Origin of the sequence: Clostridium tagluense (assembly GCF_003865095.1) — a bacterium.
Classification (GTDB): domain Bacteria; phylum Bacillota; class Clostridia; order Clostridiales; family Clostridiaceae; genus Clostridium_AD; species Clostridium_AD tagluense.
Genome location: NZ_BHYK01000014.1, coordinates 1 through 21390 on the forward strand (window position 1 = coordinate 1; position 21390 = coordinate 21390).

The 21390-nt window shown below is 29.6% G+C and carries 19 protein-coding genes; 2 read left to right on the top strand and 17 right to left on the bottom strand.

Annotation, left to right across the window (positions count from 1 at the left end; all coding sequences use genetic code 11):
* Positions 1-381: 381 nt before the first annotated feature.
* Positions 382-1641, top strand: coding sequence for a right-handed parallel beta-helix repeat-containing protein (locus Ctaglu_RS13080; RefSeq protein WP_125002362.1), 1260 nt, complete (start codon positions 382-384; stop codon positions 1639-1641).
* A gap of 94 nt (positions 1642-1735) precedes the next feature.
* Positions 1736-3067, top strand: a complete 1332-nt coding sequence (locus tag Ctaglu_RS13085; RefSeq protein WP_125002364.1) for a right-handed parallel beta-helix repeat-containing protein — start codon at positions 1736-1738, stop codon at positions 3065-3067.
* Between the two features lie 30 nt (positions 3068-3097).
* Here the strand turns inward: Ctaglu_RS13085 and Ctaglu_RS13090 are convergent, their stop codons facing one another.
* The 17 genes from Ctaglu_RS13090 to galU all read right to left on the bottom strand — a co-directional run bounded on the left by Ctaglu_RS13090 (position 3098) and on the right by galU (position 20858).
* A complete protein-coding gene (locus Ctaglu_RS13090; RefSeq protein WP_125002366.1) occupies positions 3098-4309 on the bottom strand; it encodes a hypothetical protein in 1212 nt (403 codons plus the stop codon).
* A gap of 27 nt (positions 4310-4336) precedes the next feature.
* Positions 4337-5728 (bottom strand): glycosyltransferase, encoded by a 1392-nt coding sequence (locus Ctaglu_RS13095; RefSeq protein ID WP_207669478.1) that lies wholly within the window; start codon positions 5726-5728, stop codon positions 4337-4339.
* 28 nt (positions 5729-5756) lie between these two features.
* Positions 5757-6908, bottom strand: a complete 1152-nt coding sequence (cps2T, locus tag Ctaglu_RS13100) for a beta 1-4 rhamnosyltransferase Cps2T (RefSeq protein ID WP_125002371.1) — start codon at positions 6906-6908, stop codon at positions 5757-5759.
* 37 nt (positions 6909-6945) lie between these two features.
* On the bottom strand, positions 6946-7578 hold the full coding sequence (locus Ctaglu_RS13105; RefSeq protein WP_125002373.1) for a CpsD/CapB family tyrosine-protein kinase: 633 nt from the start codon (positions 7576-7578) through the stop codon (positions 6946-6948).
* Between the two features lie 27 nt (positions 7579-7605).
* Positions 7606-8274, bottom strand: coding sequence for a YveK family protein (locus Ctaglu_RS13110; RefSeq protein WP_125002375.1), 669 nt, complete (start codon positions 8272-8274; stop codon positions 7606-7608).
* A 1-nt stretch (position 8275) separates the two neighbouring features.
* Complete coding sequence (locus Ctaglu_RS13115) at positions 8276-9289, bottom strand: glycosyltransferase family A protein (RefSeq protein WP_125002377.1); 1014 nt, start codon at positions 9287-9289, stop codon at positions 8276-8278.
* Positions 9273-10688, bottom strand: coding sequence for a lipopolysaccharide biosynthesis protein (locus Ctaglu_RS13120; RefSeq protein ID WP_233439775.1), 1416 nt, complete (start codon positions 10686-10688; stop codon positions 9273-9275). The genes Ctaglu_RS13115 and Ctaglu_RS13120 overlap by 17 nt, the downstream gene beginning before the upstream one ends.
* A gap of 106 nt (positions 10689-10794) precedes the next feature.
* Positions 10795-11985, bottom strand: coding sequence for a Coenzyme F420 hydrogenase/dehydrogenase, beta subunit C-terminal domain (locus Ctaglu_RS13125; protein ID WP_125002381.1), 1191 nt, complete (start codon positions 11983-11985; stop codon positions 10795-10797).
* Positions 11986-12019: 34 nt separating this feature from the next.
* On the bottom strand, positions 12020-13234 hold the full coding sequence (locus Ctaglu_RS13130; protein ID WP_125002383.1) for a polysaccharide pyruvyl transferase family protein: 1215 nt from the start codon (positions 13232-13234) through the stop codon (positions 12020-12022).
* 40 nt (positions 13235-13274) lie between these two features.
* A complete protein-coding gene (locus Ctaglu_RS13135; RefSeq protein ID WP_125002385.1) occupies positions 13275-14303 on the bottom strand; it encodes a glycosyltransferase family 2 protein in 1029 nt (342 codons plus the stop codon).
* A 29-nt stretch (positions 14304-14332) separates the two neighbouring features.
* Positions 14333-15361 carry a glycosyltransferase family 2 protein gene (locus Ctaglu_RS13140; RefSeq protein WP_233439782.1) on the bottom strand — a complete coding sequence of 343 codons (1029 nt, stop codon included), beginning with the start codon at positions 15359-15361 and terminating at the stop codon, positions 14333-14335.
* Positions 15362-15431: 70 nt separating this feature from the next.
* On the bottom strand, positions 15432-16412 hold the full coding sequence (locus Ctaglu_RS13145; protein WP_125002388.1) for a glycosyltransferase: 981 nt from the start codon (positions 16410-16412) through the stop codon (positions 15432-15434).
* A 55-nt stretch (positions 16413-16467) separates the two neighbouring features.
* Positions 16468-17037 carry a dTDP-4-dehydrorhamnose 3,5-epimerase gene (gene rfbC, locus Ctaglu_RS13150; protein ID WP_125002390.1) on the bottom strand — a complete coding sequence of 190 codons (570 nt, stop codon included), beginning with the start codon at positions 17035-17037 and terminating at the stop codon, positions 16468-16470.
* Positions 17037-18101, bottom strand: coding sequence for a dTDP-glucose 4,6-dehydratase (rfbB, locus tag Ctaglu_RS13155; protein ID WP_125002392.1), 1065 nt, complete (start codon positions 18099-18101; stop codon positions 17037-17039). Before rfbB ends, rfbC begins: the two co-directional genes overlap by 1 nt.
* A 46-nt stretch (positions 18102-18147) precedes the next feature.
* Positions 18148-19068: a glucose-1-phosphate thymidylyltransferase RfbA gene (gene rfbA, locus Ctaglu_RS13160; protein WP_125002394.1), complete on the bottom strand. Its 921-nt coding sequence runs from the start codon at positions 19066-19068 to the stop codon at positions 18148-18150.
* Between the two features lie 90 nt (positions 19069-19158).
* On the bottom strand, positions 19159-19827 hold the full coding sequence (locus Ctaglu_RS13165; protein WP_125002396.1) for a sugar transferase: 669 nt from the start codon (positions 19825-19827) through the stop codon (positions 19159-19161).
* Positions 19828-19943: 116 nt separating this feature from the next.
* Positions 19944-20858: a UTP--glucose-1-phosphate uridylyltransferase GalU gene (gene galU, locus Ctaglu_RS13170; protein WP_125002398.1), complete on the bottom strand. Its 915-nt coding sequence runs from the start codon at positions 20856-20858 to the stop codon at positions 19944-19946.
* Between the last annotated feature and the right edge of the window lie 532 nt (positions 20859-21390).

Consider the following 21390-nt stretch of genomic DNA (forward strand, 5'->3'; position numbering starts at 1 on the left):
GTTTTGCCGCCGACTTCCTTCAGATTCCACGTCACCATGGACACCCTTGTCTTAAGCTATGCACTTGGCACTATTAACCCGTGCTAGGGACTTTCACCCATTAGATTGCGTCCATGCCGGGCGCACATATAAAAGACCTCAGAAGGAGATTTATAATCCTTCTGAGGTCTTTTGTTGTTGCTCTGTTAACATATAAAATGAACTTAATTATCTCTATTAATGTTACAATTAAAGAGATACTCATTGTATAACAATAGAATGAAACCGACATAAAAGGAGTGATTTAATATCTTAAAAAGCAATATCAAAAAAAGCGTAATTTCAATCATTACATTAATTTGTTTATCAACTTTTAGTTTTTTTATAACTACTACAAAGGCAATGGACTTAACGACCAATTTTTCTAGTGTATCTAATTCTACTATAATAGAAGCTAAAGATTACAATCTGAATATAACGGGATTATCAGATACCTCAGATACATTTCAGAAAATGGTGGATTCATTACCAGTTGGTAGTGCAATAAAATTACCAAAAGGTATATATAAATTATCTAGCACTGTTGAACTTCCAGAAGGGATAAAATTAATTGCAGATGATAATGTTGTAATCCAAGGCATCGGCAAAAACACTTTATTCTCTACAGGTAATGATAACACTTTTAAGGGTATAGAGTTTCAAAATTGCTCTACTGCTATAAGAGCTTTGTATAAAAAAGGAGTCAATATAATAAACTGCAGATTCACAGATAACATTAATTATGCAGCAATTGATTTTTATGGGGCAAGCAATTGTAATGTTACTAATTCATATTTTTATAATATACTCAAATATGGAATTAAAATAGATAACAATGGTTTTGATATTACTATAGATAACAATTTTTTTGATAACCCCAAGGTTTTTGGTGGATACGCTACGCAGCAGATAAGTGGGCATGTTTACTGTTTAAATGGCACCAATATCTCCGTCACAAACAATATTTTAAAAAATAGCGGTGGCCAAGGGATAATATTCGGTTACAGTTCAACATCTGGAAAAGGTACAACCAACTCCTTAGCGCGCAATAATGTATGCATAGGCAATGGTCAAGAAGGTGTCACAATTTATGGAGGTAGCAAAAAGGTCAGCAGTGGAAATTCTATTATAGGCAATACAGCTAAAAATAACAGATATAATCAAATAGAAGTATGGCAATCTGATAATAACACTGTCAGTGGCAATACAGTAGAAGAATCCATAAAGGGTCGTGGAAATATGGGATCAATATGCCTTTTTACTACAACTGGCACAACTGTTACCGGAAACAAAGTATTGTCTGCTCAAAATAATGGTATTGATATAACAGCGGGAAGCTTAAATTGCACTATATCAAATAATTACATAGCAAATACAAATTTGAAAAATAATATTAATGCTGCAGAGATTGGTAACGCCATATTACTTGACTGGAATGGCATAGCTGATCCTCAATATATTACAATCAATAATAATAAAATTAGCTCAAGTGGTGGAATTATAGCTAAGAGTGGTATTTATTCAACTTCTAATAAAAATCAGCATAACAAAATATACAGTAACCTAATAACGGGCTACAAATCTGGACTTCATGAATATGCTGATTTGACCCGTGACAAATAATCAAATGCATTAAATACTGTACTGTATAGTACATTTAATATAATATAATGTACAGTATAGTAAATTTACTAATACAAATATAAAGGGTGAATGTATGAAATTTCTAAAAAATAAAGTAGTTATTATTATAATAATCTTTTTATCAATTATAATAACAACATTTGTAATTATTAATAAAACAAAAGATCCATCTCTTCATAACATTAATAGAAATGATATAAAAAAATATTCATTAGACATAACTGGAAAAACTGATACTTCTGCTTCATTTCAAAAAATGGTAGATTCTTATCCCAGCGGTAGTACATTGAAATTACCAGAAGGCACCTATAATTTTCACGGTACTGTTAAATTAAAGGATGGAATAAAATTAATTGCAGGCAGTGATGCTGTAATTAAGGGCACAGGCAAAAACACCTTGTTTTCTGTAGGTAATTATAACAGTTTCCAGGGTATAGAATTTCAAAATTGTGCTACAGCTGTAAATGTTACCGAAAAAAAAGGACTTGTGATAACTGATTGCAGATTCACAAATACCATTGATTTTGCAGCCATTAATCTTTCCAATGCAAGTGGCTGCTCAGTTACAAATTCATATTTCTATGATATACGCAAATATGGGATTTTAATAGATAATAATTCATCTAATATTACAATCCATAAGAATAATTTTGATAACCCCAAGGTTTTTGGTGGCTATGCTAAGGAACAAATAAGTGGCCATGTTTACTCTTTAAATGGAACTAAAATCTCCGTGACAAACAATATTTTAAAAAATAGCGGTGGGCAAGGTGTAATATTCGGTTATAATTCCACCACGGGAAAAGGTACAAAAGACTCTGTAGCAAGCGATAATCTCTGCCAAGGCAATGGCCAGGAAGGCGCTACAATTTACGGAGGTAAGAGTAAGGTTACTAATGGTAATTCTCTTATAAACAATACTTGTAAAAATAACAGATTTAATCAAATAGAAGTATGGCAGTCCAATAATAATATTGTTAAAAACAATATTATAGAAGAATCAATAATCGGTGTTGGTAATTTAGGAGCAATATGTCTTTATGATACAAACGGAACCACCGTTACGGGAAACAAAGTATTATCTGCACAAACTAATGGTATTGATATAACCGCAGGAAGTGCAAATTGCACTATATCAAATAACACTATAACAAATACAAACCGCAAAAATGATACAAATACTGTAGAAAAGGGTAATGGAATATTACTTGACTCCAATGGAGCAGCTCAGCCTGATCATATAACAATTAGGAGTAATAAGATTAGCTCAAGTAGTGGAGTTATCGCTAAGAGTGGTATCTATTCAACTTCTAATACTAATCAATACAACAAAATAGATAGCAATACAATAGCTGGTTACAAAAAAGGACTTCATGAATATGCTAGAATGACCATTGGAAAGTAAAAAAAACAACGAATGAAAAGGGATAATTTACTAAATTATCCCTTTTGTTTCATTTATATTGTTTCCCTCCTGAATTTTCTCTGGTGTCCATTTGCTTAGTATTAATCCATATATAATCCAATTTACTGGATTTGTAAAATAACCTCCATAAATCTGATATAAAAAACTAAATAACAGAAGGTTTGCCAGTAGCATATTTTTTTTATAGAATACATTAATTAATAAAAATAGAATTAATATAACAAGATATACTACTGCAAATACCCCGCCTTCTGCAATGAAATATGGAAATGATGCTGCTACCACAGCTGTCATGCCAGTTGATTTGAAAATTTTCCTAGTACTCTCTGTATTCAGATTGCCAAGCCCAACTCCAATTCCACCAGTGTTAGTTATTGCTGTACTAGTGAATTTTTGAGTAACATTTACTCTATAACTATTGGAAGAATCACTTCCATTTAGCGTATCAACAGTTCTCATATACATTGATGATTTAGTCACAATAGATACTATTATTATAGTAGTAAAAATTATGGTTAATCCATATCCAACTAAAATGTTTTTATAGTTCATCTTTGATATTATAATTACAAATGATACAGAAAGTATGGTTCCCAATAGTATTACTGAAGCCCCATAAGCTCTAGATAACACTAATAAAATTAAGCAATTCACGGTATAAACTATATATTTTCGGTTTATCTTCTTATCTTTCTCTACAATAATTAAATACATTAATATAATAATTATAAAAGATAAATGAAAGCCCAGTTCGCTAGGTTCTATATAAAATAAATTGAGTCTCTTAAGGCTATATTTATTTATAGTATCATGGAGTCTCCAAAAATATTCGTTACTAGAAAATATCAAAGCCATGGGTGTAAATATTATGTATATCCTACAAACATAATCAATAAATTTTTTAATTTTAAAATCATGCACTTTCCTATATACCAAAATCATTAGAGAAATACATATAGTTATTTTAGAAACATTAACCATAAGCTTTTGAATATCCAAATTAACCATGGTCATCCCTTGAAGGATACCATAAATTGCAATAGGTAGTGCACATATTATTAAAAGTGAAATGTCTTTTTTTCTTTTAAATATAACAAAAATAACCCCGAATATACCTAACGCATAAAAAAAATCTAAATTGCCAGTTAAGGTTTTAGGAGCAAAGGGTAAATTGGCAGCCATCTGATGAAAGCAATACAATAATGCCATTAACATTTCCATCTAACTATTTCTCCATTTCTTTAATATTTAATTAAAACTTAAATCATCATACAATTTCATTATATCCTCAGTGTGATTTTTCATTGTATAAATGCTTGGTAATGTAATTATATTTTCATTAATATAAGATAATTTTTCTCTGCTTTCTATTATAGCTTGTAGATTGTCATATAATTCATCTTCTGAGACTTTAATTATGATGCCAGTAACTCCAGGGATTATCATATCTTTAAACCCTACAAGATCAGTCATAATAACAGGTACTCCATAAGAAAACGCCTCTAGGGCTATATACCCAAATGTCTCGTACCAAATACTAGGTACTATAAGCACATCTGTATTCTTGAATATTTGTTCTAACTCAGAATAATTATAAGTACCCTTTATCTTTACTTTACCCCTATATTTATCTATATCTATATTTACATTTCTTCCGTAAATACTTAAACTCCAATTGTTAACCTTGTTTTTCATTAACTTTTCAAGCACCTTCAATAGGAAAAATAAACCTTTATATTTCTCTATTGATCCAATATATGTTATCTTTAATGGTTCATTGTTGCTACTGCTTTTTTGTATTCTATTATCCTCTATATTTGAATGAGAAATATTAAGAATTGTGCTATTTGCATTGTCAATATATTTCTCATATGCATTTTTGGCAACTGTGCTGTTGTAATGAATGTAATCTATATTATTAATTATATCTATAAAATACTTTCTTAAGTTAACATAGTCCTTGGCACAGGCCTTATTATTCTTTCCTTTTACCGGTTGGTATTCAATTATACTATTGTTTTTTTTAATAATTATTTTCTGCTTATAATTTCTTAATTTTTTTACAATTAAACTATTCTTTAGTTTTCTATAAGTCTTTGACTGCATTAAAACCACTAGCGAATTACTGTAGCCATTTCTATTGCATTCTATACAGTTTTTCCCATTGTCATAATCTTTGCATATTGACCCTTGTAAATTAATAAGATTAACTTTAGGGCATATTCCAAAATAATCATGAGATGTGAATATGGTTTTTATATTTAACTGTTTTGCAGCTGTAATCAATTCTTTATTAAGCCCCATCAATGTGTGGATATGTATAATTTCTACCTTTAAATCTTTTAAAAAATCAATATAAATATTCACATCTATATTTTCCAAATATACTTTTGGATTAGGTATTCCGCTTAATAAGGGGATGGAAAGAGGATTTAATATTTCAAATACCTTAATACTATTAAAGGGTTTATCTGCAAAGGATTTATCCTTATTGATCTTCAATTTCCTATTAAGCGAAAAATGTCCTGGATATAACAAAGAAACTTCATTTCCATTTTCAATTTGCCTCAACATAAGGTCTACAGAATATTTAGTTAATCCTCCTGTCCTAAAAGGGGGGAGTCCTAGGGAATAATGCAATATTTTAATAACTCTGCACCTCCTTTATTTATAAGAAAAGCTCTTCATAGTCATTAACAATCTTGTCCCAAGAATAAAATTGTTCAATAATATTTTTAGCTGTTCTAGACATTGTTTCTATTTCATTTTCCTTTAATTTTTCAGCTTTATTTATTGTGGATGCTAAGTCACCATCTTGTTTACTAAAATACAGTGCTCCCTCTTTTCCAACTTCCTTATTAAAATTAACACCTAAAAGCAGATTAATATCAGTACTTGATAGAGCTTCTAGTAACGAAGGATTTGTTCCTCCTACTTCATGTCCATGGAGATATACAAATGCCTCTTCTCGTATTTTTTTTAGAAGTTCATTATCATATACAGTTCCTACAAATTTCACTCTTTTATCACTAGTAAAATTTGTGGCCTTTAGTAATCTTTCATAAAATTTGTTTTTCTCTAAATTTGTAATTATAACCAGATCTTTATGGACATCAGACTTCATAAATTCTCTTATCATAGTCTCATAATTATTCTCAGGTACAAACCTTCCAACTATTAAGTAGTATGATTTTCTTTTTACTAAAAACTTATTAAACCAGTCTGTTATTATTGCATCATTTTCACTTAGATTAGATCTTCCAATTTCCGCTCCATAAGCTATAAATGTAGTTTTAGGATTATACACCTTGTACTCTGATTTTATATAATCCTCTATACCTCTTGAATCGCATATTTGTAAATCTGCATGTTTAACCATCAATTTTTCAGAAAATTTCCAGTAAGCCCTTATTGGTGCAATCCATTTACTTCTTTTCCATTCATGTCCATCAGGGTTTACATAAAGCTTTATTCCTAAATCTTTTAGTTCTTTCTTGTAAAAGCATAAGAATGGGCCAATACGACAAGCAAGAATAAGAATAATTGAATTAGATAAATTATTATCCTTAATATACTTTATAGATTTGCTTAAAGCTTGCAAGTCATACAGCACAGCTTTAGCGCTACCTATTTCTTTTACCTGTACATTAAAACATCTTGCCCTATTATAATAAAACTCTTCATTTCGCACATTTAGACAAGCTACATGATACTTGATAGCTTCATTTTTTTTATAAAGAGTTAACTTATCTACAAAAGTTTCAAACCCGCCATAATTTGCTGGTATTCCTTTTGAACCTATAATAAATATATTTTTCATTTGTGCACACCTCTATTTTTCTTTTGTAAAATTATTATTAACTTGTTTTATTCAAAAACACTCCTATAATACTGGCATTTACCTTTTCCAAAATTTCTTTAGCTTTTATAGCAGTCTTTCTTTCTGTTGCTCCATATTTAACCACAAGTACGCAACCATCAGCATTCTTTGCCATGGCCTTAGCATCGGCACTTTCAGTAAGCGGTGAAGAATCAATAATGATATAATCAAAATCTTTTTTTAAAAACTTGGTAAATTCATTAAACTTTTCTGATACAAAAAGTTCCGCATAATTTAATGCAAAGCTACCAGCGGTTATTATAGATAAATTCTTTTGTTTTGTAGTATTAATTGCTTCTGCAAGCTCGATGTCTCCTGCCAAAAAATTAACTAGACCTTTATCATCATTTTTTAAATTAAACATATTATGTATATTGGGATTTCTTTGGTCACAATCAACAAGTATAGTTTTTTTCCCGCTTTCAGCCAGCACTAAAGAAAGATATGCAGCTGTAGTGGACCTACCCACCTTTTCTTCTGCGCTACATATCATAATAACTTTGCTTTCACTTCCAGTACGCAAAAACTGAATATTTGCTTTTAATTCGTAAAATGCTTTAGCATTTATTGAATCTAATTTATGATTTTCTGCAATATTTACTTTTTCCATTAAATACCCCTCCTTTATGAAATATATTTATATGTCTGTTTTTTTTCTTTTAGGCAAATTTCCAATAACATCAAGTCCTAAATATCTCTCTACATCATCTTTTGTCCTAATTTTTTCATCAAAATAACCTGTGAAGGTTACAATAAATATTGAAAGAAAAAATCCTAGTAAAAATGCTAATACAACATTAATAAATTTAAATTTACTATTTACAAGGCCATTCGGGGCGGAACTCTCCATTATCTTCATGGTTTGTGTTGGATATATTCTCTTTACTTCTTTTGTAAAGGAAGTATATACTGCATTAGCTATAGCCACGGACTCTTTTTGCGATTTTCCACTAGCTGTAATTGTTAAAATTGGGGCACCATCTGTTACACTAACTTCGTAATTTTTTTGAACTTCTAGAGCAGATACAGAGCCATTTAATGCTACACTAGCGTTTTTTGCAATAGTGGAAGAGCTTGCAATTTCCTCAAATGTACTAATTAAACCTTTGGCATTAACTATATCTTCTTTTTCGCCTATTATAACGCCTATTTTTGTTTGATAAATTGGTTTAGCGCTTTTCATTAAATAAAAACTAAAGGCTGTTGCTATCAATGTTAATACCAATGTTAGCAGGAGTATAACCCATTTCCCTCTTTTTATAACATTTATAAACTCTTTATAACCTACAGTAGTTTCATTGTTCATTTTAATACCTCCATGGTAATTGTTTGCTTACATTTCTAACAATCCTAGTTGTTTTAGAAATTATTCTATAGAACAAATTAAAAACAAAAGATAATCCTCTTGCATATGTAATTTTATCCTCCATATTTAATAATCCCATTTTTCTTAAAACCTCATATTGCTGTACTAATATTTCTTTATTTTTATATGTTAGAGCTAAAGCCATTTTTCGTCTTGCATATTTTGCTATTATTACCTCACTATAAAATGCTTTATCAACTTCCATAGAATTTATCACATTCAATAAAATATTCTCATGATTGCTATTTTTCATTAAAGATGTTTGTAAATTTATATTTTCGTCAAGGTGAGAATGACTGTCATTTCTCACTACATAATTATATAAGGATTCATCTATATATCCGCATTTATATTTATAAGCAATAGGCAATAACATTTGAAAGTTTTGGCCAGCTGTAGATGCATATATTTCACCCTTAGGATTTACATCTAAAAATGCACTTGTTCTAAGCATGTAGCAGCCGTTCCAGCAATATGTATCTTCACTTAATAAATCTTCAAATATATTTTCATTGAACCTATTAGGATTTTTACCAGCTATAGTTCCAATTGACTTTATTATCTCTCCTTCATTAAAAATATATGCGTCTGTTCTAACTAATCCATATTGCTTATTTTTTTCTAAAAAATCGACTTTTTTCTCTATAGAATCTATGGACAGAAAATCATCTGAATCCGGCCAAGTTAAATACTCACCTGTAAATAATTTTAATCCTACATTTAGTGCTGCTGCTTGACCTGCATTTTCTTGAAAAATGTAGGTCAAATTCATTCCATTTTGCTGAAATTTATTAATATAGGATTTTACTACTGCTTCTGTTTTATCCGTTGAACCATCATTTATAAATATTAACTCAATATTTTTATAGGTCTGGTTTAATACTGATTCAAGATATCTTTGTGCAAACTTCTCACCATTCAAGCATGGCGTAATTATACTAACCTTTTTTTCCACTCCTGAATCCTCCTTTGTTTTCTTTGACTATGCTAATAAGTTGTTTAAATTCATAGGATTTTCTAAAGAGCACTACTATTAACAAATTAGGTATAACTACACATACAAAACCTCTTCCAATTAGATTTACCCAGCCAGCATTAAGAAATAGCATTTTGCATAAAGTGCTTGTGACAAAAATATTTACCACCACAACTAATAGATACTGAGTATATTGAATTAGATATTTTTTACATGAGGTTTCAAATATATATTTATAAACAACATAGGGTCTGTAGATCATTGGAACAAAAGCACTTATAACCGTTCCCCAAAACACTCCTGCTAAGCCAATATATTTAACTAATATAATAGAGAAGAATAAATTGACCACTGCTTGAATTAGTGGAACAAATCTATCCTGCGCATAAACTCCTCCAGATGACTTTACTATTCCGAGTGGTACCCTCATTCCCAGTAAATAATAGTTTATTATTACGGGGATTATTATAGATAAATCTAAAATGTATTTATTGCCTATCCATAATGTAATAAATGGATTAAGGAGATTGTAAAAACAGATCGTAGCAAATCCAAAAAACCAAAATCCTAAGAAATTTAAGACTCTAAATTTCTCTAATCGTTTTTCAGGTTTTTCTTTGGCAATAAGATCACCAAAACTTGCAGATGTGCTGTTAAATATTATCATTATTATTGCGTTTACCGTAGTTATAAGTAAGGTGTAGTTTGAATAAAAACCAACAGCCTTAATACCTACAAATGTAGAAATTACTATATTATCAGTTCCATTAACACAATAATCGCCTATTTTATGATAAAACATTGCTTTTACATTTTTAATAATTACATTTAATTCACTTTTGGGTAACTTTTCTTTAGTTTTAAAGTCAATATATTTATACTGCTTTGTAATAACATTATTAATAATAATTCGCTGTATAAACCCAAATATTATTTGAACAAATAAATAATATATAAAGCTCTTTGTTGTCATAAGAATAACTATTTGACCTAAAATAGTTATTGCAGACATTGCTACATTAATAGGTACAAGGGTATAATCCTTTTGATATGCTGAAACCAACGTGGTTTTATAAGATAAAAAATATCCTGAAACTGTACTAAATAAATAAAGTAAATATATCGTTCTTAAATTTTCAATTGTATTTGCATCTTTAATAATATAATGCAAGAAAAACATTAGAATAAAGCCAAAAACAGCTACAATACATCCAATTAAACTATATGCCTTTCTGTAAAAAGTCATTAAAGTACTAATTTTATTATTATCTTTTTGAGCAATAGGCTTATATAAACTAAAGTTAATAGCTGTGCCTATACCCAGTTCTGCTAGAGATAACATCATTAATATGTTAGAAAACAACCCATTAACGCCCAAATATTGGGCTCCAAGTGTGTAAATAAATATACTTCGTGATACAAAGCTTAAAATATAAGTAATAAAAGTGCTTCCTAAATTGAAAATAATATTATTTAATGAATTTTTAATCCTCACTTTTAAATTTCTCCTTAATATATTTTTTGATTTTCTTTGGTAATAATTTTCTTACCACCCTTTTAGGTATACTTTTAGATTTCTGTATGAATTCTGGTTTTACCATATATCTAAAGTGTAATTTCTTTAGGGAATAATCCATTTCTAAATCAGCATTAAACCTATCAAACAATTCTGGTTTATGGATGCACTGCGCATATTGACTTATCTTTAATTCTTCAAAAGATACCTCTTCTAAATGTATTTTTTCTTTTATACTTTCCAATAATTTAAAACCCTTGTCCGTATTTGATAATACAATTGACGAGCCTTTTTCATCAGCACTTCGCATAGGTCCCCAAAAATCACCCAGTCTTATATCTGAATATATTTTATTAAATCTTAATTTGCAATTGTAGCAGCTTTCATTTAAACACAAGTTCGATAAAAAAAACTTTAAATAAAGATCCTCATTTAATGTTTTTGTATAATTATTATCTCCACTTATCTTCATTGAAAAGTCATGCCAACCATAAGTTTTATCCCTGAAATTTAATGATGTTATATTGCTTATTTTATATTCTTCCTTCAAATACACAAGGTACTTATCCCATAACTTATAGGATGGAACTCCGTGACAAAAGAAATCTACCAATATAAAGTTATCCTCAATTCCTTTTAGCTGTATATACTTTCTTAAGCCATACATCTGGCATGGAGTTCCAAAAATTACATATTTCTTCTTATTATCTATCCTCTCAAAAGCACCTATTGTAAGACTCTGTATATATTTAGAACCTGTAATTAAATCTAACTCTTCCTGCCTATCTATAATTACATGCTCTGCCCTATCTAATTCGTAATTATACTTTACTCCACAAACCAAATAATCATTTAACAGTCCATAATTTGCAATCTCTCTACCAGCTCCACCAGATGAGCTTTTCTTCCTTATGTCTTCATCCTTGCTATATACAAGAAAAGGTGTAGCCTTTTCTATATCATATTCATTTTCCTGTGTTATAAATTTATAACACACCTTCCTACAAAGCCCACAACTTGTGCATTTATCTTCGTCTACCTTAGGTTCATAAAAGCCTTTAGTAGTTAATGATATATTTATAGCCTTTTGTGGACATATTAAACTACAAAGAGAACAACCTGTGCAAGAAGCTTCAGTAGACTTTAATATATTCTTCATTAATTACTATACCCTCCCCATCAAACATATAATGTTATTTGTTTGATTTTCTTATTTCATTAACCAATTCTTCCAGTTCACTCTCTACAATTTTGCTAGTTTCTGAAACTTTAGTATCTATCTTTTTAACTAAACTATCATAGTTTTTCAAAATAAAATCAACTTTCTCACTTACTAATTTACTTATTTCATCACATTTCCACAGTTTTTCATCTGCTGATTCAATAACTAATTCATTCATATCTAATCCATCACCTATTACTCCTGAATACTTAACACTGTAGGATAATGAAATAGCCGGTTTTCTCATATAAAAAGTTGATACACCCGAATGCATTCTTCCTGTTATAGTAAATAATCCATTTCCAAGTATTTCTCTAGCTTCTGATGGTAACATTGCATCTGTTATGGCAATAATTTTTCCTAATGTTTTTTCATCTAATATTTCCATTATTTTATTTATTGCTCGTCTATCATCATTATCTGATTCTAAAGTGTCAGGTTCGGAGACGTGCATAAGTAAAACTATTTTTTCAAATTTATCACTTAATGATAATTCTTTAATAATATTTACCCAATTTCTAATATAATCATCAAAATTATTTGTATAGCTTTCAACAAGTCCTGAAGGTACTAAGGTTATATATTTATTTTCTTCCAAATTGTATTCACTTACTTTGTTATCATATTGATATTGCATTGGTAATTCAATAAATGCTAAATCTCTTCCGGATTTTGCATTTTTAAAGTTTAAACTTTTTAAATAATCTAGATTTTTATCATCTCTTGTATGAATTTTAGTTTCACTTAAACAATGCCGAGCTAGTTCTCCTCTATTACCTGTAAAAGGTCCCATTGTATGCCCTATTAAATATATATTCTTACGCTGACTTTCCTCTTTTAATTTGTGTAATTCACTTTCTAATCGGTCTATTCCATAGTACTCAGATATGTCATCTCCACCGATAATTATTATATTTTCTATGTTTTCAATAACTTTATTTAACTTTATACGCCTAATTTTATTTATACATTTTTTTAATAGATTATCAGTAGCATCTATTTTAGCCCTTTTTATGTTTGCGTCGCATACTTCACTTTTTAATCTTTCTAAATCTATATCAGAGTTAACATCCACATAAAATATAACATTATCATAATTCTGATTTATTTTATTAATTAGTGTTATTGCCATCATACAACTTCCATAATTAAAGGTATTCCATATATGTTTTATATAAATTTTCATAAAATCTACTCCTAGCTATTGATTTTTAATCCTATTTTTTTTAGTCTCTTATATTATTTTGTATTAATTTAACTTTTACCAAAAATAATACTAATACAACATTTTTCAATTTCATATATTTAACAATTAACCTGCTAAGCTTTCCAATCACATTACAATTATCTAAATATTCTATAACGCCTTCATCATTTAATAGCGCTTCTATTTTTTCACATTTATTTTTAAAATTTAAATGATTTTTAGCATAGGCTATTCCATATAAATATTCAATTATGCAATAAATAAAATGGTTTGCCTGGTATTCTATAGCCTTATCATCATATTTACCCCATTGTTCTAGCTTATTTATAAGGGTTATATTCTCTTCTAAAATAACATTCAAATAATTTTCTGAATACTTTAACCATACTGGATTGGCCTTCTCAATTCTATAGTCATAAAAAGCATCATCTAAGACTATACATCTGTCTATATGATCATAGTAATTAGCATTAAATACTGTATCTTCTCCACGTTTGAAATTCTCAAATTTCAAATCATATTTCTTTATAATTTCTGATTTATAAATCTTATTCCATAGAGTATCTCCAATTTCTTCTTTCCTTAATAAAATAAAATTACTTAAAATTTCATCTTTTGTCTCAAAAAAATGTTTTCTTGGCAATACTTTAGTTCTTCTTAAAATTTTCCCACTTGCGTCTACAGTAACATTAGTTTGACCTGATATAACTAAATCAACCTGGTGCTCCTCAATACACTTATACATTTCCTGAAGTAGATTGTTTTCATACCAATCATCACAATCAAAAAATATAATGTATTTACCCGAAGAAACATCTATTCCTATATTTCTTGCAGCCCAAGTCCCTCCATTTTCTTTACTAATTAATCTTATTCTACTGTCTTTCTTTGCATATTCATTACACATCTCTACGCTGTTATCAGTAGATCCATCATTTATTATTATTAATTCAAAATCTTTAAATGTTTGATTTAAAATCATCTCTATACACTTATTAATATATTTCGCTCCATTATAAATCGGAACTATAATACTTATCTGAGGCATAATAACACTCCTTAATCATCAGCTACTTATTATTTCTTTAAAGATCTAAATTTATATAATATGCGAAATATAAGACCATAAGTTCTTGTCTTTATAAGTAACGCATTAACTTTATATTTAAGTGATAGCTTACTATTACTTATAATTTCAGAAATTTTTAAAGCTGTGACCTCTTTTTTAATTATTTTTTTAAAATCTAAATAATTGCTTTTTTCTCCTGTTTCACAATACTCAGTCCAATATTTGTTGTGTATTACCCATAAGGTTTTTATCATATACACTTCATAATAATGGATTAATTTTTCATAAAGCAGTGGATCCGCTGTTATATAATCTCGCATGATATAGCAACCTGCTAGCATATCCTCCATTGACTTTATTGAAAATACTTTTGTAAGTGACGCTTCTCTTTGCCTGTAATAATATAATGGCTCACTTATTAAAAAGATTTTCTTTGAACAAGCCAGTGTTAAAAATAGTACAGGAGTATCTTCACATACTATAAAATCAGGAAACAAAATTTTATTTTCTGTAAAAAGTTCTCTTTTATGCAGCTTATTCCATGCATAAGCCTTGATATCATTTAATAAAAATTTCCTAAGAGCATCAATTTTATCTATATGGCCCTCTTTATCAATTCCTTCTATGGTTTGATAGTATTTTTCACTATCCGATTTATATTTATGCGGCATTTCCATATATAATATATAATTGCAGATAACTATGTCTGCACTCTCTCTTTTAGCAGCATTGTACATTTTTTCAAACATATTTAATTCAATAAAATCATCTGAATCAACAAATGCTATGTATTCTCCAGTTGCTGCTCTGAGCCCTGCATTTCGAGTTTCACTAATCCCACTATTTTTCTGATTTATAATAATCAATTCAGGGAATTTTATTTTATACTCTTTCAATATTTCATAACAATTATCCGTAGATCCATCATTTATTATAATAATTTCTCTATTGTTAATAGTTTGCTTAATAACGCTATCTAAACACTCAGGCAAGTATTCTTGTACATTATAAACAGGTATTATAATACTTACATCCACTCTATTCAACAAAATACCCCCCTTTTGACTATCATCTTGATCTCTACTTATCACCTGTGAAGTTACATTGCTAATTAGTTGTTTTATGAGAAGTTTTTATATAAAAAGCCTTCTTGAATTTATGAAAAGTGATATCCTTTAATAAAATTCGTAAATATTTTGAACTTATATAACTTTTAAGGATTAGATAAATTCTATAAACTTCATTTTTTTTCTTATATCCTTTTGATTTAGTAAGTCCTTCTAAGGCTAAACTATATTTACTTTCTTCATTAGCATCAATTTTAATATTCTTTAAACATTCTACTGATTCACTTTCAAATCCAAATTTCAACCTATCTTTATACATCTTAACAACATGTTTAGAGTATAAAAGCTGTTGCAATGAATTGCTTTTGGAAATTCCACTACTTCTAATTCTATATTTAACTAAGAACTCATTAGTACTCGCAAGTTTAAATCCGCTAGTTATAAGTCTTAGTAAAAAGTCATAATCTTCTGCGCAAGTAATTTCTCTGTACCCGCCAAGTTTATCTGCACATTTTTTTTTAAAAAACCAGGTTGGATGATTAACAAAATCTACATTTACTAAACAACTTTTTATTAATTTCATATCCTCTGGCATTATTGCATCTTTGTATAGTTCATTGCCATCTTCATCAATATTAATGCACCTGGCGCCCATAAAATCTATATCTGGATGACAATTAAAATAATTTATTTGTTTTTCAAATCTATCAGGAAATGATATATCGTCTGCATCCATTCTTGCTATAAAATCACCTTTTGCATGGCTTAATGCAAAATTCAAGCTTTTAACTAACCCAATATTTTTTTCATTTTTAAAATATCGTATCCTTGTATCGCATTTGCAATAATTTTCAATTAATACATCTAATTCACTGTTATTTGGATTATCTAAAATAATAATAAACTCTAAATTTTTATAGCTTTGAGTTAATATGGATTCTATCGCTTCTATTAACCAATTTTCTTTTTCATTGTATACACTCATAATTACAGACACTAACATTTGTTTATTGCTATTCATGGAAAACACCTCGTTAAACCTTCGATTTATTTGTGTGAATTTCGAGTAATTTCACCTATAGAAGTGAGTGACTTTCCTTCTGAAATGCCACAAATAGTTGCGCCTGTTTATCTTTCTCAGAAAGTAGAACTTCTCCTATATCTTCCAAAGGCCATTCTATACCAATGCTAGCATCATTCCAGGCAATTGCTCCCTCAAACTCAGGGTGATATAAATTAGTACATTTATATACGAATTCTGCCTGATCTGACATTACAAGGAACCCATGAGCAAAGCCTTCAGGTACATAAAATTGCCTTTTATTCTCACTACTCAGTATTGCTCCAACCCATTTACCATAGGTTTCAGATCCGCCTCGCAAGTCCACAGCTACATCAAATACTTCACCACTTAGAACTCTAACAAGTTTTCCTTGAGAATACTCTTTTTGAAAATGTAGTCCTCTAAGTACTCCCTTTTTAGATTTAGACTGGTTATCCTGAAGGAACACCATATCTAGCCCTGCTTCTTTGAATTCATCAAAGTTATAAGTTTCCATAAAATATCCTCTGTTGTCTCCAAAAACTGTAGGCTCTATTATATATAAATCTTTTATTGTAGTTTCAATAAACTTAAATTTTTTCATTATAATGTTTTTACTCCTTCATACATCTTTTTATAGTACTTTTGATATTCTCCCGAGGTAACATTTTTCATCCATTTATCATTATCCAAATACCACTGAATCGTATTTTTTATACCTACTTCAAAAGTTGTTTCAGGATACCATCCCAGTTCATCCTTTATCTTTGATGGATCTATTGCGTATCTTCTATCGTGACCTTTTCTATCTTCAACATACACAATTAATGCTTTTGTTATTTCCTTATCTACATTTTCATTTAAATAAGAAATAATACCCTTAACTATTTCAATATTAGCTTTCTCATTATGTCCACCAATATTATAAACTTCTCCAGTTGTTCCTTTTGTTAATACCATATCGATAGCCTTGCAATGATCCACCACATATAACCAGTCGCGAATATTTAAACCATCTCCGTATACAGGCAAATCCGCATGCTTTAAACAATTGTTTATTAAAAGAGGTATAAGCTTTTCTGGAAACTGATATGGCCCGTAATTATTTGAACATCTAGTTATGTTCATTGGCATCTTAAATGTATCAAAGTATGCCTTTACCATTAAGTCACTGCCAGCCTTTGATGCTGAGTAGGGGCTATGTGAATCAATAGGTGTTGTTTCTACAAAATACCCTGCTTCACCTAAAGAACCATATACCTCATCAGTAGACACCTGAAGGAATTTGACACCTTCCTTGAAACCACTTTCAACCTCCCATGAATTTTTCGCACAGTTTAAAAGATTTACTGTTCCAAGTACATTTGTTTGAGCAAATATCTCTGGGTTCACTATGCTTCTATCAACATGAGATTCTGCTGCAAAGTTTACAACATAGTCAATATTGTATTCCTTGAACACCTTTCCCACTAATTCGCTATCACAAATATCTCCCTGTATAAAAATATAATTCGGATTATTTTCAATTTGTTTAAGGTTTTCCAAGTTTCCTGCATAAGTTAGATTGTCTAAATTTACTATTCTAACATCTGAATATTTCTTTAGAATATAGTGAACAAAGTTTGATCCTATAAACCCTGCTCCTCCTGTTACTAAATAAGTTTTCATTTTACTCCTCCAAATTCTATACCTTTTGATTTTATAACTCCGAATTTTATAACCCCGAGCAAGCAGCTATTTCTTTTATTGCTTCTTTATTTGCTTTTTTATATTCCATAGCAATATCCATTAAATAAGTCCCATAACCAGTTTTTAAAAGTGGCTGTGCTAGTGTTTTAAGTTCTTGCATAGTTATCCAACCATTTCTATAGGAAATTTCTTCAAGACAGGATATATATGTACCTTGAGTACTTTGCACCGCTTCTACAAAATTTGAAGCCTTAAGCATGCTCGCATGAGTTCCTGTGTCAAGCCAAGCAAGTCCTCTTCCAAGTAGGTTTACCTTAAGTTTTCCCTCCATCATATAAATTCTATTTAAATCCGTAATTTCAAGTTCTCCTCGCTCCGAGGGTTTTAATTTTTTAACTTTTTCTACAACAGTGTTATCATAAAAATATAGTCCTGGAATGGCATATTCTGACTTTGGATTTTCAGGTTTTTCTTCTAGTGAAAGTACATTTCCATCTTTATCAAACTCAACAACTCCAAAAGAATTTGGATTTTTGACATGGTATCCAAAGATCACAGCTCCCTCTACAAGTTCCGCGGCCCTGCTTAGACTTTTTGTAAAACTTTGTCCCCAGAATAAATTATCTCCAAGTATCATCGCTACCTTATCATCACCAATGAATTTCTCTCCAATTATAAAGGCTTCCGCCAGTCCATTTGGTGCTTCTTGTATAGCATATTCTATTTTGAGTCCTAGTTTACTTCCATCTTCAAATAGCTCCATAAAACCTGGCAAATCTCTCGGTGTTGAAATTATTAATATTTCTCTTATCCCAGCTAACATTAAAACGGACATAGGATAATAGATCATTGGTTTATCATATATGGGTACCATTTGTTTTGATAATGCTTTTGTAACCGGGTAGAGCCTTGTGCCTGACCCTCCAGCTAATATAATACCTTTCATAACTATGTTTCCTCCCTCTACTAATCTTTTAACCTAAAAAACCATTATTCTTTTTTAAAAAAACTCTCCACTTTCAATTCAGAGCCAATCTTAGCTAGCCTTCTCATCCCCAAATAGTACTCCTACCGTCTTGAATATAAGTCCTATATCTACAAGTGTATTTCTATCTATTAAATACTCAACATCCATTTCCATCCATTCTTCAAAGCAAATATCATTTCTTCCTCTTACCTGCCAATAACAAGTTAACCCCGGTTTTGCAATTAACCTTTGTCTTTGAAAAGATGTAAATTGCACTACTTCTTTGGGCAAACTTGGTCTTGGACCAACTAAGGACATGTCGCCTCTTAATATGTTAAAAAGTTGTGGGAGTTCATCTATGCTTGTCTTCCGTACGAACTTACCAACCTTAGTTATTCTAGGATCCTCTTTTATCTTAAACATAGGTCCTGACATCTCATTTTCACCTTGAAGCTTTCCTAGAAGCCCTTCTGCATTTGAACACATAGACCTAAATTTGTACATTTTAAATTGTGTACCATCTTTACCAACCCTAATTTGAGCAAAAAAAACAGGACCCTTTGAATCGAGTTTTATCCAAATGCCAACAATAATCATCACTGGACCTATTAATACAATTCCACATAAAGCACCTATAATATCAATTATCCTTTTGATTATAAAATATCCTAGTTTTTTCTCATATTCAGCAACAGCCGTGCCCTGTGTAACTCTTGAATTTCTTTGTGATTTTTGCATCTATATTTCCTCCTTTTTAGGAATATGCAAATAAGTGATAAACCACCTTAAGGTAATTGCAATACCTTTTGCTATTTGATTATGTATTAGAATTCATATTTCTTAACTTTTCATTACTAGAAACTACCACTTCTTATTACTTCTTCATATAGACTCCTAAAGTTCTCATTATATTTTAAAGTTTGAAGATACTCCATAAATGGAACTTTTAAATCAGCTCTTTTTAAAGCAAACTCAACTGTGGCCTCAAGAAATCCTAATTTATCACCTACGTCATATCTTCTTCCTTCAAATATATATGCATACATATCTTGCTCAGCTATTAATGTCTTTAGTGCATCAGTCAACTGAATTTCTCCACCTTTGCCAGGCTTTGTATTATCTAATATGTCAAATATCTCTGGAGTTATTATATATCTACCAAGTATGGCTACATTTGATGGTGCAATGTCTACTTGTGGTTTTTCAACAAGGTCATTTACTTTGTATACCCTATCACTAATTTTAATCCCATCAACTATGCCATATTTATTTACATTTTCAAGTTCTACTTCTTGAACCCCTAAGATTGTTGCGTTATTTTCTTCAAAACAATCCATAAGTTGCTTTAAGCATGGAGTAGCCGCATCAACTATATCATCACCTAACATAACAGCAAAAGGTTCACTGCCTACAAAGGCTCTTGCACAATTAATAGCATCTCCAAGTCCTTTAGGTTCCTTTTGTCTTATAAAGTGTATATTTACCAGGTTTGATATATCTCTAACCTGTTTAAGAAGGTCATCTTTATGTTTATTTTCTAGTTCTAGCTCTAGTTCTACTGATTTATCAAAATGATCTTCAATAGACTTTTTATTTCTTCCTGTAATGACTAATATTTCTTCTATCCCAGCCTCAACAGCTTCCTCTATAATATATTGCATTGTAGGCTTATCAACTATAGGTAACATTTCTTTAGGTAATGCTTTTGTAGCAGGTAAAAATCTTGTTCCAAGTCCCGCTGCTGGTATAATAGCTTTTCTAACTCTCATATAAATTTTCTCCTTTTCTTCTGTAAGTTATTTTTTTAAACATAGTTATAATTCTTATTTTCATAAATCTAATTACTCTCTAAATGCCACACGTTAAAATCTTATATTTATACATTTATCGACTTAATATGATGTTTTATTCTTTATTTGCATAATTATTTATGGTAATTATTTTTTATTTTTATATTCAATTAAATAAATTGTTAAACCTAGCATTGTTTTTACCATATGGTAGAGTATATCATAATATTACAAAATGTGTGTTAAGTTTTTATTAAATTTATATGTTTTTTAACTTTTACGACATAAACCGTGCGTTTTTTTATCTTTTTAACATGATTTTCTATTTTATTTTTAATATAAATTAAAATCATTCTATAAATATTATTAAATCTAGCTAAACGCAAAAAAAAGAATCAGAAGTTTTAAGTTCTGATTCTTTTCTTATTTTAATAGATAGTAAACACGGAATTTGTCAGTAGTAACTTGCAATAAAAATAGCAAAAGATTAGAATTTCCTCTTTCGTAATCT

Excerpts from the sequence above, each read along its gene's own strand:
- Ctaglu_RS13080 (WP_125002362.1), top strand. The coding sequence starts at position 382 with ATGGACTTAACGACCAATTTTTCTAGTGTATCTAATTCTACTATAATA.
- Ctaglu_RS13145 (WP_125002388.1), bottom strand. The coding sequence starts at position 16,412 with ATGAATAGCAATAAACAAATGTTAGTGTCTGTAATTATGAGTGTATAC.
- rfbB (WP_125002392.1), bottom strand. The coding sequence starts at position 18,101 with ATGAAAACTTATTTAGTAACAGGAGGAGCAGGGTTTATAGGATCAAAC.
- Ctaglu_RS13165 (WP_125002396.1), bottom strand. The coding sequence starts at position 19,827 with ATGCAAAAATCACAAAGAAATTCAAGAGTTACACAGGGCACGGCTGTT.
- cps2T (WP_125002371.1), bottom strand. The coding sequence starts at position 6,908 with ATGAAAAATATATTTATTATAGGTTCAAAAGGAATACCAGCAAATTAT.
- Ctaglu_RS13105 (WP_125002373.1), bottom strand. The coding sequence starts at position 7,578 with ATGGAAAAAGTAAATATTGCAGAAAATCATAAATTAGATTCAATAAAT.
- Ctaglu_RS13110 (WP_125002375.1), bottom strand. The coding sequence starts at position 8,274 with ATGAACAATGAAACTACTGTAGGTTATAAAGAGTTTATAAATGTTATA.
- Ctaglu_RS13135 (WP_125002385.1), bottom strand. The coding sequence starts at position 14,303 with ATGCCTCAGATAAGTATTATAGTTCCGATTTATAATGGAGCGAAATAT.
- rfbC (WP_125002390.1), bottom strand. The coding sequence starts at position 17,037 with ATGAAAAAATTTAAGTTTATTGAAACTACAATAAAAGATTTATATATA.
- rfbA (WP_125002394.1), bottom strand. The coding sequence starts at position 19,068 with ATGAAAGGTATTATATTAGCTGGAGGGTCAGGCACAAGGCTCTACCCG.
- Ctaglu_RS13130 (WP_125002383.1), bottom strand. The coding sequence starts at position 13,234 with ATGAAAATTTATATAAAACATATATGGAATACCTTTAATTATGGAAGT.
- Ctaglu_RS13125 (WP_125002381.1), bottom strand. The coding sequence starts at position 11,985 with ATGAAGAATATATTAAAGTCTACTGAAGCTTCTTGCACAGGTTGTTCT.
- Ctaglu_RS13085 (WP_125002364.1), top strand. The coding sequence starts at position 1,736 with ATGAAATTTCTAAAAAATAAAGTAGTTATTATTATAATAATCTTTTTA.
- Ctaglu_RS13090 (WP_125002366.1), bottom strand. The coding sequence starts at position 4,309 with ATGGAAATGTTAATGGCATTATTGTATTGCTTTCATCAGATGGCTGCC.
- galU (WP_125002398.1), bottom strand. The coding sequence starts at position 20,858 with ATGAGAGTTAGAAAAGCTATTATACCAGCAGCGGGACTTGGAACAAGA.